A 19,104-nucleotide genomic window follows, 5' to 3' on the forward strand; every position below is an offset into this window, starting at 1 on the left:
AGGCAAAAAAAAACCGCCTTCATGGAAGGCGGTTTAGCATCGGACTGTCGGGGAGCGTTACTTGTTGCCGCTGCCCGCAGGACCGCTGCGACGCTGGCCTGCATGTGCAGGACGCGCACGGGCCGGACGGTTTTCACCGGAGCCACGGTTTTCAGAAGTACCGCTGCGCGCGCTGCTGCCGCCCGGACGCGGAGCGCCAGAACGTGGAGCACCGGAGCGCGGTGCGCCCGGACGCTGGCCCTGACGTGGTGCGCCACGACCGCCGCCGCCGCCACTGCCCTGACGACCATTGATGATCGGCTCAGCTTTGATGCTTGGGTCTGGTTCATAACCTGGCAGTGCGACACGCGGAATTTCACGCTTGAGCAGACGCTCGATGTCACGCAGCAGTTTATGTTCGTCTACGCACACCAGAGACACCGCTTCACCGGTGGCTTCTGCACGGCCTGTACGGCCGATACGGTGAACGTAATCTTCCGGTACGTTTGGCAGTTCATAGTTCACGACGTGCGGCAGCATATCGATATCCAGGCCACGTGCCGCGATATCCGTCGCAACCAGTACGCGTACTGAGCCGGCTTTGAAATCGGCCAGTGCGCGGGTACGGGCGCCCTGACTTTTGTTGCCGTGAATCGCCGCGGCAGTGATGCCGTCTTTATTCAGCTGTTCGGCCAGATGGTTAGCACCGTGTTTAGTACGGTTGAACACCAGCACCTGTTTCCAGTCGCCTTCACCGATCATCTGTGACAGCAGTTCTCTTTTGCGTTTTTTATCAACAAAGTGAACCGTTTGATCAATTTGCTCTGACGCGGTATTACGGCGTGCCACTTCGACAGAGGCCGGGTTGGTCAGCAGTTTGCTCGCCAGCCCTTTGATCTCATCAGAGAAAGTGGCGGAGAACAGCAGGTTCTGACGCTTGGCAGGCAGTTTGGCCAGCACGCGACGGATGTCGTGAATAAAGCCCATGTCCAGCATGCGGTCGGCTTCATCGAGCACCAGAATTTCAACCTGAGATAAATCAACAGCACGCTGATGTTCCAGATCCAGTAAACGGCCCGGCGTTGCGATCAGCACATCCACACCACCGCGCAGTTTCAGCATCTGCGGGTTGATGCTCACACCACCAAATACCACCATCGAACGCAAGGTCAGGTATTTGCTGTAAGCCTGGACGTTTTCACCGATCTGCGCCGCGAGTTCACGGGTCGGGGTCAGGATCAGCGCACGAACCGGGCGACGTCCTTTGAATTGCGCATTGGTATGGCTCAGCATATTGAGCAGCGGCAGAGTAAAACCAGCGGTTTTACCGGTACCGGTCTGCGCGCTGGCCATCAGGTCACGACCCTGCAACACAACAGGAATAGCCTGACGCTGGATAGGCGTAGGTTCGCGATAGCCCTGTTCTTCAACAGCACGCAAAATTTCGGCACTTAAGCCGAGGGAATCAAATGACATATAAGGAAAAGCTCCAGTCCACTCTAACCCGAACGGGGTTCGGTGCAGTTTCAAGAGTGGATGATCAGACGAGGCAAATGAGGCATTACCACGAGGATTCGGCACAAACTGCAGTGCGCCAGTTGGGGCGATAATAGCACAGAACGCCGCTTCGCGTGAAATAATCTCCTTTTGGCTGTAACCAGTGATGTCAGTCACAGACGCAGGTGAAATTATGTGACCGGATTTTCTACCGATATATCCAGAAACTTTGATACAGGATAATCAATTATTCACCTTATCAATACGTTCCCACTTTTTGAACTCCGCAGTGGGGATTAGCTTGCTATGCTGCTGAGAGTTCCCTTTCTCTGCTTAAGGCCGCACCGCAGCACCATGGAAACCTGGAAAATAAATTTAATCTCCGTCTGGCTGGGGTGTTTTTTCACCGGCATGGCGATGAGTCAAATCCTGCCTTTTTTACCGCTTTATATCGAACAGCTGGGCGTCACTTCTCACGAATCTCTGAGTTTATGGTCGGGTCTGGTCTTTAGCGGAACCTTTCTGGTTTCGGCGATTGTCGCGCCGTTATGGGGCAGCCTTGCCGACCGCAAAGGCCGCAAGCTGATGCTGCTGCGTGCGGCACTCGGCATGGCTATCGTGATGATGTTGCAGGGTTTCGCCACCAACGTCTGGCAGTTGTTCATCCTGCGCACGCTGATGGGGCTGACGTCCGGCTACATTCCCAACGCCATGGCGCTGGTCGCCTCGCAGGTGCCACGCGATAAAAGTGGCTGGGCGCTGGGAACACTCTCAACCGGCCAGGTTTCCGGGGTGATCATCGGCCCGTTGCTGGGCGGTTTTATGGCGGATCATCTCGGTTTGCGCACGGTGTTTTTCGTCACCAGTGGCATGCTGTTTATCAGTTTTCTGATCACGCTGTTTTTGATTAAAGAGCGCGTGGTACCGGTCACCAAAGCCAACCGGCTCAGCGGCAAAGCCGTCTTCACCACGCTGCCCTATCCGTGGCTGATTGTCAGCCTGTTCGTGACCACCATGATGATCCAGTTAGCCAACGGGTCCATCAGCCCGATCCTCACCCTGTTTATCCGCGAACTCTCCTCGGACACCAGTAACATCGCCTTTATCAGCGGCGTGATTGCCGCCGTGCCGGGCGTTTCCGCCCTGATGGCCGCACCTAAGCTCGGCAAGCTCGGCGACCGCATCGGCGCGCACCGTATTCTGATCGCCGCCCTGGTCTTCTGTTTCATTCTGTTTTGTCTGATGGCGCTGATTAATACGCCGACGCAGCTGGGCATCCTGCGTTTCATGCTGGGTTTCGGCGATGGCGCACTGATGCCCGCCGTGCAGGCGTTGCTGGTGAAATACAGCAGCGATCAGGTGACCGGCCGGATATTCGGTTACAACCAGTCGTTCATGTACCTCGGTAATGTCATAGGCCCGCTGATTGGTTCGAGCGCCTCGGCGCTGCTCGGATTCCGCTGGGTGTTTATCGTCACAGCGATTCTGGTGCTGTTTAATACGGTTCAGGTGTGGTGGAGTTTTCGGCAGGTACCGACGGGGCGGATCAGAATACCGTAACCGGGTATCCGGGGCGGGTTAGGTCATTGGGAAAGGGGGTAACTTGTTGATTTAAAAATTTTCAGCTTTCTAAAAGTGTTCAAAGCCGCCCATGCCACGGCCATAGGCATAAAAAAAGGGACACTTCTCAGTGTCCCTTTTTATTTTCAATCAAAAACCTTAACGACGGTTGCCGAAAATACGCAGCAGCATCAGGAACAGGTTGATGAAATCCAGATACAGCGTCAGCGCGCCAACAATCGAATATTTGCGGAAGTTATCGCGGTCGTCTGCGGACAGCTGCGCGCCCATATTTTTCAGCTTCTGAGTGTCATAGGCGGTCAGACCCACGAAGATCAGCACACCGGCGTAAGAGATGATGTTGGCAAGGCCAGAGCTTTTCAGCCACATGTTCACCAGTGACGCCAGAACCAGACCAATCAGCGCCATGAACAACATGCTGCCGATACCGGTCAGGTCGCGCTTAGTCACGTAACCGTACGCACTCATCGCGCCGAACATCCCGGCTGCCACAATGAAGGTGCCGAAAATAGAGTCGCCGGTGTAAACCAGGAAAATACTGGAAAGCGTCAGGCCGGTCAGCGCCGAATACAGCATGAACAGGCCGGTCGCGACCGTGCCGCTCAGGCGATTCACCATGCCGGAAATCACGAAGACCAGCGCCAGCTGCGCGATGATCAGACCGAAGAAAGTAATCTGGCTTGAGAAAACAAAACTCATTATTTTTTCAGAACCGGAAGCATACCAGGCCACAAATGCGGTCAGCAGCAAACCACAGAACATCCAGCCATAGACTTGCGCCATATAAGCCTGAATGCCGGTATTCGCGCGTTCAACAATTGAACCGTTACTGCGTGGATATCGATCCATGATGATTACCCTTTTGCATGGAGGACGAAAATGAGGCTGAATCAGCCTCCCGATTTTTAAAGCGTATCACAGATAGACAGAAATGCATGGACGGTCTGCATGCGGTTGAGGCGCGATTTACCAGCGCGCGGCAGCGTCTTTATCGCTGTCACGGGCATCCACCCAGCGGTCGCCCTCTTCCGTCGCTTCACGCTTCCAGAACGGCGCACGCGTTTTCAGGTGATCCATAATAAATTCAGTGGCTTCAAACGCCATACTGCGATGCGCGCTGGTCACGCCGACGAACACGATTTCATCGCCCGGAAACATCGGGCCGATGCGGTGATAAACAGACACCCGTTGCAGCGGCCAGCGGCTGCGGGCTTCGGCGACAATCTCAGCCAGCGCTTTTTCGGTCATGCCAGGATAATGCTCCAGCGTTAACGCGCTGACGTGATTACCCAGATTGTGATTACGCACTTTGCCTGTAAAGGTCACCACAGCGCCATCAGCGTCAGATTGCGCCAGCCAGTTGTACTCGTCGCCGACGTTAAACCGGGCAGCATCGACGATAATTTTGGTCTGCTCCATCTCAGCCTCCGGTCACCGGCGGAAAGAATGCCACTTCATCACCGGCTTTCAGCGGATGCGCCATGTCGGTCAGCGTCTGATTGACCGCCACCAGCAGTTTTCCCGATTCCAGCGCCAGTGCCCAGCGGTCGTCCCGCCCGGCAAGTGACTGACGTAAATCATTTACGGTCGGAAATTCCGCCGGCAGTTGCAGCGCAGAAGTGCCGATCAGTTCGCGCACCTGGGCGAAAAATAAAATGTCGATCATAGCTCCGCCTTACCTTCTGCCTGAGTTTCCGCCTTAAAATCCCCGGATTTGCCGCCGGTTTTTTCCAGCAGGCGGATCGGGCCGATAACCATGTCTTTCTGAACCGCTTTACACATGTCATAGATGGTCAGCGCGGCCACAGAAGCCGCCGTCAGCGCTTCCATTTCCACACCGGTTTTACCGCTCAGACGGCAGCGGGATTCGATGCGCACGCGGTTATGTTCCGGCTGCGCTTCCAGATTCACTTCTACTTTGGTCAGCAACAGCGGATGGCACAGCGGGATCAGATCCCAGGTTTTTTTTGCCGCCTGAATGCCGGCGATACGCGCCGTGGCGAACACGTCACCTTTATGGTGATTGCCGCTGATGATCATAGCCAGCGTGCTTTCCGCCATCTCAACAAAGGCTTCCGCGCGGGCTTCGCGTACGGTTTCAGCTTTACCGGAGACATCCACCATGTGGGCGTCGCCGGAAGCGTTAATGTGTGTGAGTTCTGACATGCTTATTTCTTCAAATGTGGAGTGAAATTGCACGGGCCCTGACGGGCGTCGAGCTGGGCTTCAATGATGTTATCCCAGGCAGTCTGGCAGGCGCGGGGGGAGCCCGGCATGGCGAAAATCACGGTCTGATTGGCTATGCCCGCAATGGCCCGTGACTGAATGGTCGAGGTGCCGATATCTTCGAATGACACCATGCGGAACAGCTCGCCGAAGCCTTCGATTTCGCGGTCAAACAGCGGTTTCAGCGCTTCCGGGGTGTTATTTCCGGCATTAAAACCGGTACCGCCGTTGATCAGAATCGCCTGGGTTTTTTCATCCGCAATCCATGCGGAAACCACCGCGCGGATGCTGTAAATATTCTCTTTGACGATGTGCTGTGCGACGACGTGGTGACCGCTTTCGGTCACGGCTTCTTTCAGGTAATGCCCGGACGTGTCTTCAGCATCGGTGCGGCGGTCAGACACCGTCATGATCGCGACAGATAAAGGCAAAAAATCTTTACTGGCTTTGCTCATCAGTTTGCTCCTTAAACGATTAGTACCGGATTCAGCCGCCGATAAACGACAGATTCTGGGTAATGCCGGTATTGCCTTCATGCAGGAAGTGAGTCTGTTTTTTACGGCTGAGGCCGCCCTGAATGCGGTCCATCAGGTCGTCCTGCTGCATGTCGTCGGCCAGTAAATCGCGCAGCGCAATACCCTGCTCGCCGAACAGACACAAATGCAGATTACCGGTGGCAGATACGCGCAGGCGGTTACAGCTGGCGCAGAAGTCTTTTTCATACGGCATGATCAGACCGATTTCACCGAGGTAATCCGGGTGGCTGAAGACCTGCGCAGGGCCGTCGCTGCGGGAGCGGATCTGTAACTGCCAGCCCTGACGCACCAGTTGCTCGCGCAGCACTTCGCCGGAGACGTGGTGTTTACGGAATAAATCTCCGCCGTCGCCGGTTTCCATCAGTTCAATGAAACGCAGCTGAATCGGGCGGGTTTTTATCCAGTCGAGGAAGGTACCGAGACTGGCGTGATTCACATCGCGCATCAGCACAGTATTGACTTTCACCTTGCTGAAACCGGCATCAAAGGCAGCGTCAATGCCGTCCATCACCTCGCGGAATTTATCCTGGCCGGTGATGGCGTGAAACTGGCGGGCATCGAGGCTGTCAACGCTCACGTTGATGTTGGTCAGCCCAGCATCACGCCATTTGCTGATGTCACGCGCCATGCGATAACCGTTAGTGGTCACCGCAAGGGTTTTGATAGAGGGGTTTTCGCGCACGGCGGCAATGATTTCGCAGAAGTCGCGGCGCAGCGACGGTTCGCCCCCGGTCAGGCGCACTTTTTCCGTTCCCAGATTGGCGAACGCGCGGCTGACCCGACGAATTTCATCGAGCGAGAGAAAACTTTTATTGCTGTGTCCGTGCGGCTTGTAACCGTCCGGCAGACAGTAGGTGCAACGGAAATTGCACACGTCGGTGATCGACAGCCGCAAGTAATAAAACTTGCGGGCAAAAGCATCAGTAAGTTGAAGCACCTTAAACACCTTTCCAAATACGGGAGATGCGGGCATTTCTGCCATGCACCCTGGTGACGTTCGTCACGGCCAGCGCACCATATTGTTTCTGTGGGAAAATCGTCAGAAAGCAACTTAGGAACAAAGGCTAGGAGTTGATTCATTGCATTCTTTGCAGAAGCCATGAACTCGGGTAACGGCGCATATTCTAACGCCGCAAAGTCCGGATCACCAAGATGGTTTTTCGTTATGTATTTTGATATATAACGTTTTTTCACTACAAAAAGCCGCATTTTCAACGCCAAAAGCACTGGTTTTTGAATACAGTGAGACAACGGTGAAGTGATAACATCTTGTTGCAAAATTATGTAAAATCCGCAGCAGGAAACAGACTCCCTCACCCGCTTCAGAAGGAAATTATGCGCAACAGAACTTTAGCCGATCTCGACCGGGTGGTGGCATTAGGCGGAGGCCACGGGCTTGGCCGCGTGATGTCTTCGCTTTCCGCCCTTGGGCCACGCCTGACGGGCATTGTAACCACCACGGATAACGGCGGGTCGACCGGCCGTATCCGCCGCTCGGTGGGCGGTATCGCCTGGGGCGACATGCGCAATTGTCTGAATCAGCTGATCACTGAACCGAGCCTGGCATCGGCGATGTTTGAATACCGCTTCAGCGGTCAGGGCGAGCTGGACGGCCACAATCTCGGCAATCTGATGCTGCGCGCGCTGGATCATCTGACCGTGCGCCCGCTGGAAGCCATCAATCTGGTGCGCAGCCTGCTCAAAGTTGATGCGGAGCTGATCCCGATGTCAGAGCATCCGGTGGATCTGACGGCCATCGACGCCGACGGTGAAACGGTTCATGGCGAGGTGAATGTTGATAAACTTCAGCAGACACCGCGCGAACTGCGCCTTGAACCGCAGGTTCCGGCCACGCGTGAAGCATTACTTGCGATTGCCGAAGCCAATTTGATCCTGATCGGGCCGGGCAGTTTTTACACCAGCCTGATGCCGCTGTTACTGATGAACGATCTCACCTCGGCCCTGCGGCGCAGCCGCGCGCACATTGTGTATATCGGTAATCTGGGCAAAGAACTGAGCGTCGCCGCCGCATCCCTGACGCTTGACGATAAACTGGAGATGATTGAGAAACGTATTGGCCGCCGCGCCGATGCCGCGATTGTCGGACCCAAAGTGCAGATAGGCCACTGCGCCACTGAGCATCTGGTTATTCAAAGCCCGCTGGAAGCCAGCGATATTCCGTATCGCCATGATCGCGAAATGCTGCGAATGGCGCTGGAAGAAGCGCTGCAAAAGATGCAATAAAACCCAGCCCCATCAAAAACACAAAGGCCGCGCAATGCGGCCTTTGTCATATCAGAATCGGGGGAATGCGTTACTGCCAGTCTGCGATGATCTGCGCCGTGGTTTTCACCGTCACCGGATTGCCCGGTACCGACAGTTCTTGCCACACCTCATTGTGCTGGGCGATCAGTTGCTTCGCCGTCACGTGCGTCCGGTCGCCGGTAGTGTGGGCATCCGAAGCGACGGTAACCGCATAGCCTTTGCTGGCCGCGACTTTGATGGTGGTATCAACGCAATAATCGGTCGCGCAACCGCACACCGTAAAGCGCGTGGCCTGCAGGTCTTTGAGAACCGCCTCCAGCCCGGTGCGGTAAAACGAGTCGCAGGCCGTCTTGGTTACGGAAATCGCGTCATCCGGGCGATGCAGTTCCGGCAGCAGATCCCACAGCGCACTGCCCTCGCTCATGTCGCCTTCAGCGTGCTGGATAAAGATAACGCGACCGGCCTGGTCAATCAGACGGTTAATCTGCTCAACACGTCCGGCACGATCCCTCCGTTCAGAGGCAAAAACGCCATTTTGCATGTCCACGACAATCAGTACATTTTGCTCTGCCACAATCTTTTCCCCTCAAAAGAAAAACCTGAATTACTTTTTCACCAGCGGATGGTTATTCCACGGGCTGTCAGCCGCGGGGCTGGCGGTGCTGACTTTAGGTTTTTGCGGCGCCTGCGCAGACAGTGGTGTGCGGCGTTTGCTGCGGGTCATGTCAGGACGCAAGTGGCCTTCGATAAAATCCAGATACAGCGTTTCGACTTCCTTGCGCGCCCAGGGGGTACGACGCAGGAATTTCAGGCTGGATTTCACACTTGGGTCGCTTTTAAAGCAGTTGATATTCACCTGCGAAGCCAGCGCCGGCCAGCCGAAGTTATCCACCAGCGTTGTCAGCAGTTTTTCCAGCGTGACGCCGTGCAGCGGATCTTTCGCCGCACCGGGGTTTTGTGGTGTATCAGTCATCAGCAAGCTCACTCAACAAAATTCAGGGCGCGCAGTCTAGCACTTTTGTTCGTTGCCGGCACTGCGCGCGGCGGAGTTTACGAAACGGCGATAAACTGTTCGCGCAGGGCATGCAGTTCGTCGCGCGTATTGGCTGCCTCTTCGAACTCCAGATTTTGGGCATGCGCATACATCTTGCTTTCCAGCTCTTTGATGCGCTGCTCCAGCGCTTTTGGCGTAAGTGACTTGAAGGTTTGCGCCGCTTCGGCATCCCGCTTGTCTTTGTTCTTTTTGGTCTTTGGCTGACCGAGTTGCAGAATGTCGGAAATCTTTTTGTTCAGGCCCATCGGCGTGATGCCGTTTTCCAGGTTGTACTGCTCCTGTTTGGCGCGGCGTCGCTCTGTTTCTTCGATAGCTTTTGCCATCGATTTGGTAATGCGGTCGCCGTACAAAATGGCTTTACCGTTAAGGTTACGCGCCGCGCGACCAATGGTCTGGATAAGCGATCGTTCCGAACGCAGGAAGCCTTCTTTGTCCGCATCGAGTATCGCCACCAGCGACACTTCCGGCATATCCAGCCCTTCACGCAGTAAGTTGATGCCGACCAGCACGTCAAATTCGCCCAGACGCAGGTCACGGATGATCTCCACGCGCTCCACGGTATCGATGTCAGAGTGCAGGTAACGCACCTTCTCGCCGTGTTCTTCCAGATACTCGGTCAAATCCTCCGCCATACGTTTGGTCAGCGTAGTGACCAGCACACGCTCATTGATGGCAACACGTTTGCGAATTTCAGACAGCAGGTCATCAACCTGAGTCGTTACCGGGCGCACTTCAATCAGCGGGTCGAGCAGACCGGTCGGACGCACCACCTGTTCCACCACATCGCCACCGGATTTTTCCATCTCATAGGTGCCCGGCGTCGCCGAGACGTAGATACTTTGCGGGGCGGCGGCTTCGAATTCCTCAAAGCGCATCGGGCGGTTATCCAGCGCGGACGGCAGACGGAATCCGTATTCCACCAGGGTTTCTTTACGCGAACGGTCGCCTTTGTACATGCCGCCGATTTGCGGAATGGTGACGTGGGATTCATCGACAATCAGCAGGCCATCGGCGGGCAGATAGTCAAACAGCGTCGGTGGCGGCTCGCCCGGCCCGCGGCCAGAAAGATAGCGCGAGTAGTTTTCGATACCGGAGCAATAGCCCAGTTCATTCATCATTTCGAGATCAAACTGCGTGCGCTGGCTGATACGTTGCTCTTCCAGCAGCTTGTTGTTGTCCAGCAGCACTTTGCGCCGGTCGGCCAGTTCGATTTTGATGTCTTCCATCGCCTGCACAATACGCTCGCGTGGCGTCACGTAGTGCGTTTTAGGGTAGATGGTGAAACGCGGCACTTCATGCTGAACCTGACCGGTCAGGGGATCAAACAGCGACAGCCGCTCAACTTCCTGATCAAACAGCTCAATGCGCACCGCCAGATCGTCTGACTCCGCCGGGAAGACGTCAATCACTTCGCCGCGCACGCGGAAGGTACTGCGCTGAAACGCCTGGTCGTTGCGGGCGTATTGCAGTTCGGCCAGACGGCGCAGGATAGAGCGCTGATCGATAATCATGCCCTTGGTCAGATGCAGCATCATTTTGAGATACAGATCCGGATCGCCCAGACCATAAATCGCCGACACTGACGCCACCACGATCACGTCGCGACGCTCCAGCAGTGCTTTCGTGGCCGAAAGACGCATCTGCTCAATGTGTTCGTTTACCGAGGCATCTTTTTCGATAAAAGTGTCAGAGCTCGGGACATACGCCTCGGGCTGATAGTAATCGTAGTAAGAGACAAAATATTCGACGGCGTTGTCCGGGAAGAACTCTTTCATTTCGCCGTAGAGCTGTGCGGCCAGCGTTTTGTTGGGCGCCAGCACCATCGTCGGGCGGTTCAGATCGGCGATCACATTCGCCACGGTAAAGGTTTTGCCGGAGCCGGTTACACCGAGCAGCGTCTGATGGGCCAGGCCGTTCTCCAGCCCCTCTTCGAGACGACGTATCGCGTCGGGCTGATCGCCTGATGGTTTAAATTCGGAATGCAGTTTGAACACTTTACTCATGACGGGCTACCTGACTGAAGAAGAAAACGCACAAGACCATTCTAAAAGAACAAGACCGTGGGCGGTGAATGAGTATGGAAGACTCCGCGCTTTTTGCCACTCTTGATTTTTACCGCCGCTATAATACTGTATATAAAACCAGCCTCCAATGACTATTCTTCACACAAGGCTTAACCGGTTGCCTTACCTGCACTTTTTTAGGTGATGACAATCCCCTCTTTTCACCATCAGATGACATTTATCCTCAAAATTTATCATCTGATAACTTACTGACAACAGGTTGACGAAAACTGACACAGTAAAGACGACAGAATTGTGACCGTATTGCTTTTAACTAACCTGTTGATAATAAATCACTTCATGAAAAAGCTGCGAATACGGGCAAACCGAGCGCAACCCGCGTCCCGTCTCGCCTGTAGCATCTTTTCTCACTCTCATGCACAAGGTTATCCACAGGAATAGTGGATAAGTCACAGCGCGCCGCATACAGCGGGAGTTAGTAAAAAACCTCATTTAGGCATCCGGGACCCCTGAGTGGTCTTTTTTAGTTATTTTTTATCTTTTTTATCACCTTATTTATGCCTATTTTGACTGAATTTCAGGGCGTAAGTTTCTTGCAAAAACCAAAACCCCAACTCTGAAGGACGGCTGAACAAAATATGCCCCGCCCTCTTGCACCAAAATCAGTGAACCCGGCACTGGCAAAGTGCAGCGCTATTCTCCATATGCACTGTGAACCACATCAAAACCTGAGCAACGCTTATGAATAATCCGAAATCCCTGCCCGCTGCCGCGTTAACAGCCCGGTAACTTCTCTTTTTATTGTCACCACAAGAAACTTGGCCTGAGAGTTGCAAATTCCCTGCTGTGAGAGATTTTATGAAGCATTCCGCTGCGTAAGGTGCAAACAGTGGAATAAAAATGTCAGAAAAATGACAGTGGCCGTCAAAGTGATGTTCAGCGGAAAGCTCCGTGAGCGAGGGAGGTCTGATGTTAAGTGTAAAATCAGTTAATCAGTATTACGGTCAAAAACACATTCTCTGGGATATCAATCTCGAGCTTTATCGCGGGCAATGTACCGGGCTTATCGGCAGAAACGGCGTGGGGAAAACCACGCTGATTAACTGCATCATGGGGCATCTGCCGGTGAAAAGCGGCGCGATTTTCTGGCAATCAGCCAATGAAGAACCGCAAAGTTTGCTGAATTTGCCGGTAGAAAGCCGGGCGCAGATGGGCATTGGCTACGTGCCGCAGGGGCGGCAGATTTTTTCGCAGATGAGCGTCGATGAAAATCTGCAAATTGCCATGATGTCCAGCCGGAATAAGACGCGTCGCGTGCCTGAGCAGGTGTACGACCTGTTTCCGGTACTTAAGGAGATGGGAGCACGCAAGGCGGGAGAGCTGGATGAGAGCCAGCAACAGCAACTGGCGATCAGCCGCGCGCTGGTTCAGCAGCCGGAACTGCTGATCCTCGACGAACCGACCGAGCACACCAGCGCGGCGATGGCAGCGAATATGGGGAATATCATTCACCGTCTTAACCGTGATCTCGGCCTGACGCTGCTGCTGGTGGGCCATAAGCTGCCCTTTATCCGCACCGTCGCTGACCGGTTCTGTCTGGTTGATGGCGGGCGTAACGTCGCGCAGGGCACGCTGGCACAGCTCGACGATACGCTGGTCAAAGACTATCTGACCTTCTGACTGCCGGTTTTAACGCTCAGTGTGGCCGAGGCGGGTCAGATCGAGATATTGCCCCAGATTACCGTCAGGCCCGGTTAACAGGTACGGGATCTCGCCCAGCAGTGGCGCAGGCAGCATACGCGTGAGCGTATCGATATATGCCTGATGATGCTTCCCCGTTTCCTGTATATCGTTGGCTATCCATCCCGCAAGCTGTAAACCGCTGTGTGCGATGGCCTGCGCGGTCAGCACGGCATGGTTGATACACCCCAGGCGCATACCGACCACCAGCACAACCGGTAACTGTTCAGCCTTCACCCAGTCGGCAAAGGTATAACTGGCGGTGAGCGGCGTAAACCAGCCGCCTGCGCCTTCCACTACCACCCAGTCAGCCAGCGGTTCGAGGTGACGCAACCCTTGCGATAACACCGCCGGATCGATCGGACGCTTTTCAATTTCGCTGACGATGTGCGGCGAGGTCGGTTCGATAAAGGTGCACGGATTCACTTCGTCATAACGTAAACCCACAGTGCTGAACGCCTGCAGCGCCAGCGCGTCACTGTTGCGCGCTCCTTCCGGCGTCATTTCACTGCCAGAAGCCACCGGTTTGTACCCGGCGGTGGTGTGTCCGGCACGCGCTGCGGCCTGTAAAAATGCGGTAGTTGCGACGGTTTTACCGACTTCAGTGTCGGTACCGGTGATGAAGTATTTTGTCATGATTTATTCTGCTAAAAATCTGATGTGGGTTTAGCTCTCTCCCCTTCACAGGGGAGGAGTTGATCAGCGTGGGATCAGTTCTTCGACCTGCAAAATACCGTAGACCAGCCGGTAGTTGAGGGGCAGGATGCCGTCGCGGCGAACGTAGTGTTTTTCCAGCAATTGCAGGCGCTCCCGGCCACCCAGCCCGCCGATGCGGCCATTTTTAATGTGCGTCGCGCCGATGCCTTTTAGTGAGCGCATCAGCGACATCACGTCCGGGAATTCTGCAATGTGATCGCTGAAGGTGACTTCATGGCGATACGGCGCGCAGGCCTCGGCAATTTTGTCCGGCGTGAGAAATTTGTTCACGTGACGACGTCCGTCTACTTTCATCCAGGCAGCGGCCAGCTCATTGAGCGAACCTTCCGCCAGCGTCGAAAACAGCACCAGCCCGCCGTTGCGGGTCACGCGGTGCATCTCTTCCAGCGCACGGGGCAATGCATTGCACCACTGCACGGCCAGATTGCTGAAACAGATATCGACAGAGTTATCCGCAAACGGCAGACGCTCGATATCGCCTGGCACATACTGTTGAGCCGAATCCAGTTCCCTGGCGCGGTTTAACATGCCTTCGGAGAGATCCAGCGCAATGACATTCTGCCCCTGCGCTTTCCAGAAGCGGCTGAAATAACCGGTGCCGCAACCTGCATCCACGACGGTATTCCCTGTCCCGTCCAGACCGTACATTTTCAGATAAGGCGCGGCGAGAGACAGCAATTCCTCCCCCACGTCACGCTGCAGTTGTGCGGCGTTTTCATAACTGATGGCGGCACGACTGAACGCGTCGGCCACCGCTTGTTTATTCACTAATTCAGTGACTGCACCCATGAAGGGACTCCAGCAAAAAATCGATATCTTCAGGTCCGTGCGCCGCCGTCAGCGTGATACGCAACCGCGCACTGCCCGGCGGTACCGTCGGTGGACGGATGGCGCTGACCCACAACCCGCGCTCGCGCAGCCTGGCGGCCAGATCCAGCGCGGGCTGATTTTCGCCCACAATAACGGGCTGGATCGCGGTCTGCGAGCCGGTCAGCTTATAAGGCAATCCGGCGGCACCTGAACGAAAACGGGCAATATTGGCGGCCAGTTTATCACGCAGGCCGTCGTCTTGCTGGATCCGCGCCAGCGATGCCTGTAACGCACACACCTGTGCGGCGGGCATTGCGGTGCTGTAAATCAGATGACGGGCGAACTGCAACAGGTAATCTGCGGTCGCATCATCACACAATACCGCCGCTCCGCTGCAGCCGAACGCTTTACCGAAGGTGACCACCAGCAGTTCCGGCCGAATGCCCTGCTGCCAGCAACTTCCCCGCCCTTCCTCGCCGATAACGCCCACCCCGTGCGCATCATCGACCATCATCCAGCTGCCATGCGCCTGGGACAGCTTATGCAGATCTGCCAGCGGTGCGGCATCGCCGTCCATGCTGAACACGCCTTCGGTCACCACCAGCGTTTCCCCGCTCACCGGTTTTTCCAGCAAGCGCTGTAAGGATCCCGGCTGATTGTGATGAAAACGACGCAGTTGCGAAGGCGCATGGGCGGCGGCTTCCAGCAAGGAAGCATGGCTGAGTTTGTCGGCCAGCACGCGATCCTCACTTTGCATCAGCGCCGCCAGAATCGCCTGGTTGGCAGCAAAACCGGAGATGAACAGCAGCGCGCGCGGATAGCCCTGCCAGGCTGCCAGTTGCTGCTCAAACTCTGCGTGCGCATCGCTGTAGCCGGTGACGTGCCCGGAACCGCCACTGCCGACGCCATATTTCGCCGCGCCCTGCTGCCAGGCGGCGATCACCTCAGCGTCCTGACTCAACCCCAGATAATCATTACCTGAGAAGTTCAGATAGCGGCGGTCGCCCTGTGTCAGATAGCGCGCGCTGCCGCCCCGGTTTGGCTGCCGCACTCGGAAAGCGGCGGCCTGCTGACGGGCCAAAATCGCGGCGTCGATCCGCGTTTGCCAGCTCATGGGTCAGACGGCAGCGTTATAAAACTGTGGCGTATCCGCATGAACCAGCTGTTCAGCCAGCGCGGCCTGCTGCTGGTTATCGCCCATCTCGGTTTCGAAGGTCTGCGGGTTCAGCCCCAGTTTGCCAAACAGAATTAAATCTTTGTCTTCCGCCGGGTTTGGCGTGGTCAGCAATTTGCAGCCATAGAAGATGGAGTTGGCACCGGCCATAAAGCACATCGCCTGCGTCTGCTCGCTCATCTGTTCACGGCCTGCGGAAAGGCGCACGTAAGATTGCGGCATCATGATGCGCGCGATAGCAATGGTACGGATAAAATCGAACGGATCGACGTCGTCGTTATCCGCCAGCGGCGTGCCTTTGACCTTCACCAGCATGTTGATCGGGACGCTTTCCGGTGGCACCGGCAGGTTCGCCAGCTGCATCAGCAAACCGGCCCGGTCTTTCACCGTTTCACCCAAACCCACAATCCCGCCGGAACAGACTTTAATGCCGGCACCGCGCACTTCCGCCAGCGTGTCCAGACGTTCCTGATAACTGCGGGTGGTGATGATGCTGCCGTAAAATTCCGGCGAGGTATCCAGGTTATGGTTGTAAAAATCGAGCCCGGCGTGCGCCAGACGTTGCGCCTGTGTGGTATTGAGCGATCCGAGCGTCATGCAGGTTTCCATCCCCATCTCTTTCACGCCCTGCACCATTTGTTCAAGGTAGGGCATATCGCGGTCGTGCGGGTTTTTCCACGCGGCGCCCATGCAGAATCGGGTGGAACCGGCGGCTTTCGCCTGACGCGCCGATTCCAGCACCTGCTCGACTTCCATCAGACGCTCTGATTCCAGCCCGGTTTTGTAACGGGAACTCTGCGGGCAATATTTACAGTCTTCCGGGCAGGCGCCGGTTTTGATCGACAGCAAGGTGCTGACCTGCACCTGGCGCGGATCAAAGTGCTGACGGTGGATCTGCTGAGCTTCAAACATCAGCTCCAGAAAAGGTTTGTTAAACAGTGCCTGAGTCTTCTCAAGCGTCCATTGGGTGCGGGTGGTCATCGCGACAACTCCAAAATAAATGTTTCGTGAACGTTTTTATGGTCGGTATACTGTCAACCATTCTCGATTCGTTTTAGTTTACGGTCAACGATAATTATATTTTTTGGTTTACAACTTATTCACCGCAGGACTCTTTTATGAACCCCGCCGATCTCGAGTTCGACCAGCGCCACATCTGGCATCCTTATACGTCTATGACCAAACCGCTGCCTGCCTATCCGGTCGAATCTGCCTCGGGCGTCATGTTGCATCTCGCCGATGGCCGCGAGCTGGTGGACGGCATGTCGTCCTGGTGGGCGGCGATCCACGGTTATAATCACCCGCAGCTGAATCAGGCGGCGATCGAACAAATCGGCAAAATGTCCCACGTGATGTTTGGCGGGATCACCCATCCTTCGGCGGTGGCCCTGTCGCGCCGCCTGGTTGAGATGACGCCGGCCGGGCTGGAATGCGTTTTTCTGGCGGATTCCGGTTCTGTGGCGGTCGAAGTGGCGCTGAAAATGGCGATGCAATACTGGCAGGCGCGCGGTGAAAAACGCCAGACCTTGCTGACGCTGCGTAACGGCTATCATGGCGATACGTTTGGCGCGATGTCGGTGTGCGATCCGCAAAATTCGATGCACAGTTTGTATCAGGGATACCTGCCGCAGCATCTGTTTGCCGATGCGCCACAAAGCCGTTTTGGCGGGGAGTGGGACGAGGCGGATATCGCACCGTTCGCCAGAATGCTGGAAGAGAATCACCGCAAGATCGCGGCGGTCATTTTAGAGCCGGTGGTACAGGGCGCAGGCGGGATGCGGATTTATCATCCTCTGTATCTCAAACGCGTGCGCCACTTGTGCGATGAGTACGGCGTGCTGCTGATTGCCGATGAAATCGCTACCGGATTTGGCCGCACCGGCAAGCTGTTCGCCTGCGATCACGCGGGGATTTCGCCGGACATTTTGTGTCTCGGCAAAGCCCTGACCGGCGGTTACATGACGCTTTCCGCCACGCTGACGACCCGTCATGTGGCCGATGTGATCAGTAACGGCGAGGCCGGATGCTTTATGCATGGCCCGACGTTTATGGGCAACCCGCTGGCCTGCGCGGTCGCCAATGCGAGCCTGCACTTGTTGTCGGAAAACCGCTGGCAGGCGCAGGTATTCAGCATCGAAAAACAACTGAGTGCCGAATTGCAGCCGCTGGCTGAACACCCGGCGGTGGCGGATGTGCGCGTACTTGGCGCGATCGGCGTCGTGGAGATGCATCAGCCGGTGAACATGGCGCAGTTGCAAAAACACTTCGTGGCCGAAGGCGTGTGGATCCGTCCGTTTGGCAAACTGATTTATCTGATGCCGCCTTACATCATCTCATCCGCCGAACTGACCCGGCTTACCGGCGCGATTGCCGGTGCGCTGGCGGCGCTGTATTAACGCCTGCGAAAGCAACGCTACAAAGCGCTGACCAGGCGATGAGAGGTGGAAAGCAGCGCGCTCAGTTTCTCACGGCTGAGCCGCGCTTCTTCGGTCAGAAACTCTATCGCCACGGTCAGCGCGGGCGTAGGATTTTCCGGATACAACAGGGTGTAAGCTGCGCCGCTTGCGACACACAGCGGGAAAGGTGCTATCACCCTGCCCGCCTGCAAATCATCTTCGATCAGCGTCAGATCCCCGATCGCCACGCCATACCCCTGTAACGCCGAATTGATCGCCAGATCCAGCGTATCAAAATGCTGAGATTTGCCTGACGGCAGGCTCTGCACCCCCTCTTCCCGCAGCCACATCAGCCAGTCGCGACGATCGCGTGTCGGATGCAGCAGGGTTTTATCGGCCAGATCGGCGACTTCGGTATGCCCGTTGTGACGCGGTAAAAAATCTGGCGTGCACACCGGCGTCAGCACTTCATCAAACAGATGATGTGCGCGGCGCGGTGACTCCGGCGGGCGGCCAAAAATGACCGCCGCGTCAAAATGTTCATTGCTGAAATCCACACCGTGAGCAATCGACGCCGTCAGCTCAATACGCATATCAGGCCGGTCGTTTTGCAGCTGGATCACCCGCGGCAACAGCCAGCGCATGGAACAGGTCGGGCATTTGATGCGTAAGGTATCGGGATGAGAACCGACACGTTTCAGGGCATCCCCCATCAGTGCCAGCGCCTGCTGTACCGGTGGCAACAGCTGTGCGCCGCGCGGGGTCAGCGTTAATCCGCGCGCCTGACGTAAAAATAACGGATAGCCCAGCGCCACTTCCAGCCCGGTAATCTGACGGCTGACCGCGCCCTGCGTGATGTGCAGCAGGGTGGCGGCGTGAGTCAGATTCAGCGTCTGCGCCACGACGGCAAAGGTTTTCAGCACATTGAGCGAGGGTAAATTCAGCGCATTGAGATGCGACAGTTCAGGAGAAAGGGCCACACATACCTCGTTAAAACTGCAATAAGCCATGACGAAAACTCATAGCGAGTATGACAAATTTTCTATTGTCGGCACAGGGGAACTGTTGCTTAATCGTTGAACACCTGTTTTGACCTACTGATGGC

The 19,104-nt window shown here is 55.7% G+C and carries 19 protein-coding genes and 1 riboswitch; of the genes, 4 read left to right on the top strand and 15 right to left on the bottom strand.

The annotated features are described in order from the left end of the window. Positions 1–57: 57 nt before the first annotated feature. Entirely contained in the window at positions 58–1,455 is a 1,398-nt protein-coding gene (gene rhlE, locus ACO0U8_RS04525; RefSeq protein WP_056778248.1) for an ATP-dependent RNA helicase RhlE, read from the bottom strand. A 375-nt stretch (positions 1,456–1,830) separates the two neighbouring features. Between rhlE and ACO0U8_RS04530 the strand changes: the two genes are divergently transcribed. Beyond that, positions 1,831–3,036 carry a multidrug efflux MFS transporter gene (locus ACO0U8_RS04530; protein ID WP_122095832.1) on the top strand — a complete coding sequence of 402 codons (1,206 nt, stop codon included), beginning with the start codon at positions 1,831–1,833 and terminating at the stop codon, positions 3,034–3,036. 159 nt (positions 3,037–3,195) lie between these two features. On the opposite strand, the gene ACO0U8_RS04535 is transcribed toward ACO0U8_RS04530, so the two are convergent. The 6 genes from ACO0U8_RS04535 to moaA all read right to left on the bottom strand — a co-directional run bounded on the left by ACO0U8_RS04535 (position 3,196) and on the right by moaA (position 6,756). Beyond that, positions 3,196–3,906 carry a Bax inhibitor-1/YccA family protein gene (locus ACO0U8_RS04535; RefSeq protein WP_056778240.1) on the bottom strand — a complete coding sequence of 237 codons (711 nt, stop codon included), beginning with the start codon at positions 3,904–3,906 and terminating at the stop codon, positions 3,196–3,198. A gap of 117 nt (positions 3,907–4,023) precedes the next feature. Next, complete coding sequence (moaE, locus tag ACO0U8_RS04540; protein WP_421670379.1) at positions 4,024–4,476, bottom strand: molybdopterin synthase catalytic subunit MoaE; 453 nt, start codon at positions 4,474–4,476, stop codon at positions 4,024–4,026. 1 nt (position 4,477) lies between these two features. Further along, a complete protein-coding gene (gene moaD / locus ACO0U8_RS04545) occupies positions 4,478–4,723 on the bottom strand; it encodes a molybdopterin synthase sulfur carrier subunit (protein ID WP_056778232.1) in 246 nt (81 codons plus the stop codon). Next, positions 4,720–5,223 carry a cyclic pyranopterin monophosphate synthase MoaC gene (moaC, locus tag ACO0U8_RS04550; RefSeq protein WP_056778229.1) on the bottom strand — a complete coding sequence of 168 codons (504 nt, stop codon included), beginning with the start codon at positions 5,221–5,223 and terminating at the stop codon, positions 4,720–4,722. Before moaC ends, moaD begins: the two co-directional genes overlap by 4 nt. A 2-nt stretch (positions 5,224–5,225) precedes the next feature. Continuing rightward, positions 5,226–5,738, bottom strand: coding sequence for a molybdenum cofactor biosynthesis protein B (gene moaB / locus ACO0U8_RS04555; protein WP_421670380.1), 513 nt, complete (start codon positions 5,736–5,738; stop codon positions 5,226–5,228). Positions 5,739–5,769: 31 nt separating this feature from the next. Beyond that, entirely contained in the window at positions 5,770–6,756 is a 987-nt protein-coding gene (gene moaA / locus ACO0U8_RS04560) for a GTP 3',8-cyclase MoaA (protein ID WP_136376660.1), read from the bottom strand. Beyond that, positions 6,747–6,902: riboswitch (molybdenum cofactor riboswitch) on the bottom strand. (Overlaps the previous gene by 10 nt.) Before the next feature lie 252 nt (positions 6,903–7,154). Between moaA and ACO0U8_RS04565 the strand changes: the two genes are divergently transcribed. Then, positions 7,155–8,063 (top strand): gluconeogenesis factor YvcK family protein, encoded by a 909-nt coding sequence (locus tag ACO0U8_RS04565; RefSeq protein ID WP_421670381.1) that lies wholly within the window; start codon positions 7,155–7,157, stop codon positions 8,061–8,063. Between the two features lie 70 nt (positions 8,064–8,133). On the opposite strand, the gene ACO0U8_RS04570 is transcribed toward ACO0U8_RS04565, so the two are convergent. The 3 genes from ACO0U8_RS04570 to uvrB form a co-directional block, all read right to left on the bottom strand. Next, a complete protein-coding gene (locus tag ACO0U8_RS04570) occupies positions 8,134–8,658 on the bottom strand; it encodes an isochorismatase family protein (protein ID WP_421670382.1) in 525 nt (174 codons plus the stop codon). Between the two features lie 30 nt (positions 8,659–8,688). Next, the gene (locus ACO0U8_RS04575; protein WP_056771793.1) at positions 8,689–9,057 is read right to left on the bottom strand and encodes a VF530 family DNA-binding protein; all 369 of its coding nucleotides are present in this window, start codon (positions 9,055–9,057) and stop codon (positions 8,689–8,691) included. Between the two features lie 77 nt (positions 9,058–9,134). Next, a complete protein-coding gene (uvrB, locus tag ACO0U8_RS04580) occupies positions 9,135–11,141 on the bottom strand; it encodes an excinuclease ABC subunit UvrB (RefSeq protein ID WP_056771790.1) in 2,007 nt (668 codons plus the stop codon). A 990-nt stretch (positions 11,142–12,131) separates the two neighbouring features. On the opposite strand from uvrB, the gene ACO0U8_RS04585 reads away from it, so the two are divergent. Then, complete coding sequence (locus ACO0U8_RS04585) at positions 12,132–12,842, top strand: ABC transporter ATP-binding protein (protein WP_056771787.1); 711 nt, start codon at positions 12,132–12,134, stop codon at positions 12,840–12,842. Between the two features lie 9 nt (positions 12,843–12,851). Here ACO0U8_RS04585 and bioD read toward each other — a convergent pair whose 3' ends face one another. The 4 genes from bioD to bioB all read right to left on the bottom strand — a co-directional run bounded on the left by bioD (position 12,852) and on the right by bioB (position 16,584). Beyond that, the gene (gene bioD, locus ACO0U8_RS04590; RefSeq protein WP_221298055.1) at positions 12,852–13,538 is read right to left on the bottom strand and encodes a dethiobiotin synthase; all 687 of its coding nucleotides are present in this window, start codon (positions 13,536–13,538) and stop codon (positions 12,852–12,854) included. A gap of 63 nt (positions 13,539–13,601) precedes the next feature. Continuing rightward, the gene (gene bioC / locus ACO0U8_RS04595) at positions 13,602–14,408 is read right to left on the bottom strand and encodes a malonyl-ACP O-methyltransferase BioC (RefSeq protein ID WP_056771782.1); all 807 of its coding nucleotides are present in this window, start codon (positions 14,406–14,408) and stop codon (positions 13,602–13,604) included. Next, entirely contained in the window at positions 14,392–15,543 is a 1,152-nt protein-coding gene (gene bioF / locus ACO0U8_RS04600; RefSeq protein ID WP_421670383.1) for an 8-amino-7-oxononanoate synthase, read from the bottom strand. The genes bioC and bioF overlap by 17 nt, the downstream gene beginning before the upstream one ends. 3 nt (positions 15,544–15,546) lie before the next feature. After that, the gene (gene bioB, locus ACO0U8_RS04605; protein ID WP_056771775.1) at positions 15,547–16,584 is read right to left on the bottom strand and encodes a biotin synthase BioB; all 1,038 of its coding nucleotides are present in this window, start codon (positions 16,582–16,584) and stop codon (positions 15,547–15,549) included. A 137-nt stretch (positions 16,585–16,721) separates the two neighbouring features. Between bioB and bioA the strand changes: the two genes are divergently transcribed. Continuing rightward, entirely contained in the window at positions 16,722–17,999 is a 1,278-nt protein-coding gene (gene bioA, locus ACO0U8_RS04610; RefSeq protein ID WP_421670384.1) for an adenosylmethionine--8-amino-7-oxononanoate transaminase, read from the top strand. A gap of 17 nt (positions 18,000–18,016) precedes the next feature. Here bioA and ACO0U8_RS04615 read toward each other — a convergent pair whose 3' ends face one another. Continuing rightward, a complete protein-coding gene (locus tag ACO0U8_RS04615; protein ID WP_217204905.1) occupies positions 18,017–18,979 on the bottom strand; it encodes a LysR substrate-binding domain-containing protein in 963 nt (320 codons plus the stop codon). Positions 18,980–19,104 lie beyond the last annotated feature (125 nt).

The sequence above is a fragment of the Rahnella sp. EDr1-12 genome (assembly GCF_049206505.1).
Lineage (GTDB): Bacteria > Pseudomonadota > Gammaproteobacteria > Enterobacterales > Enterobacteriaceae > Rahnella > Rahnella rivi.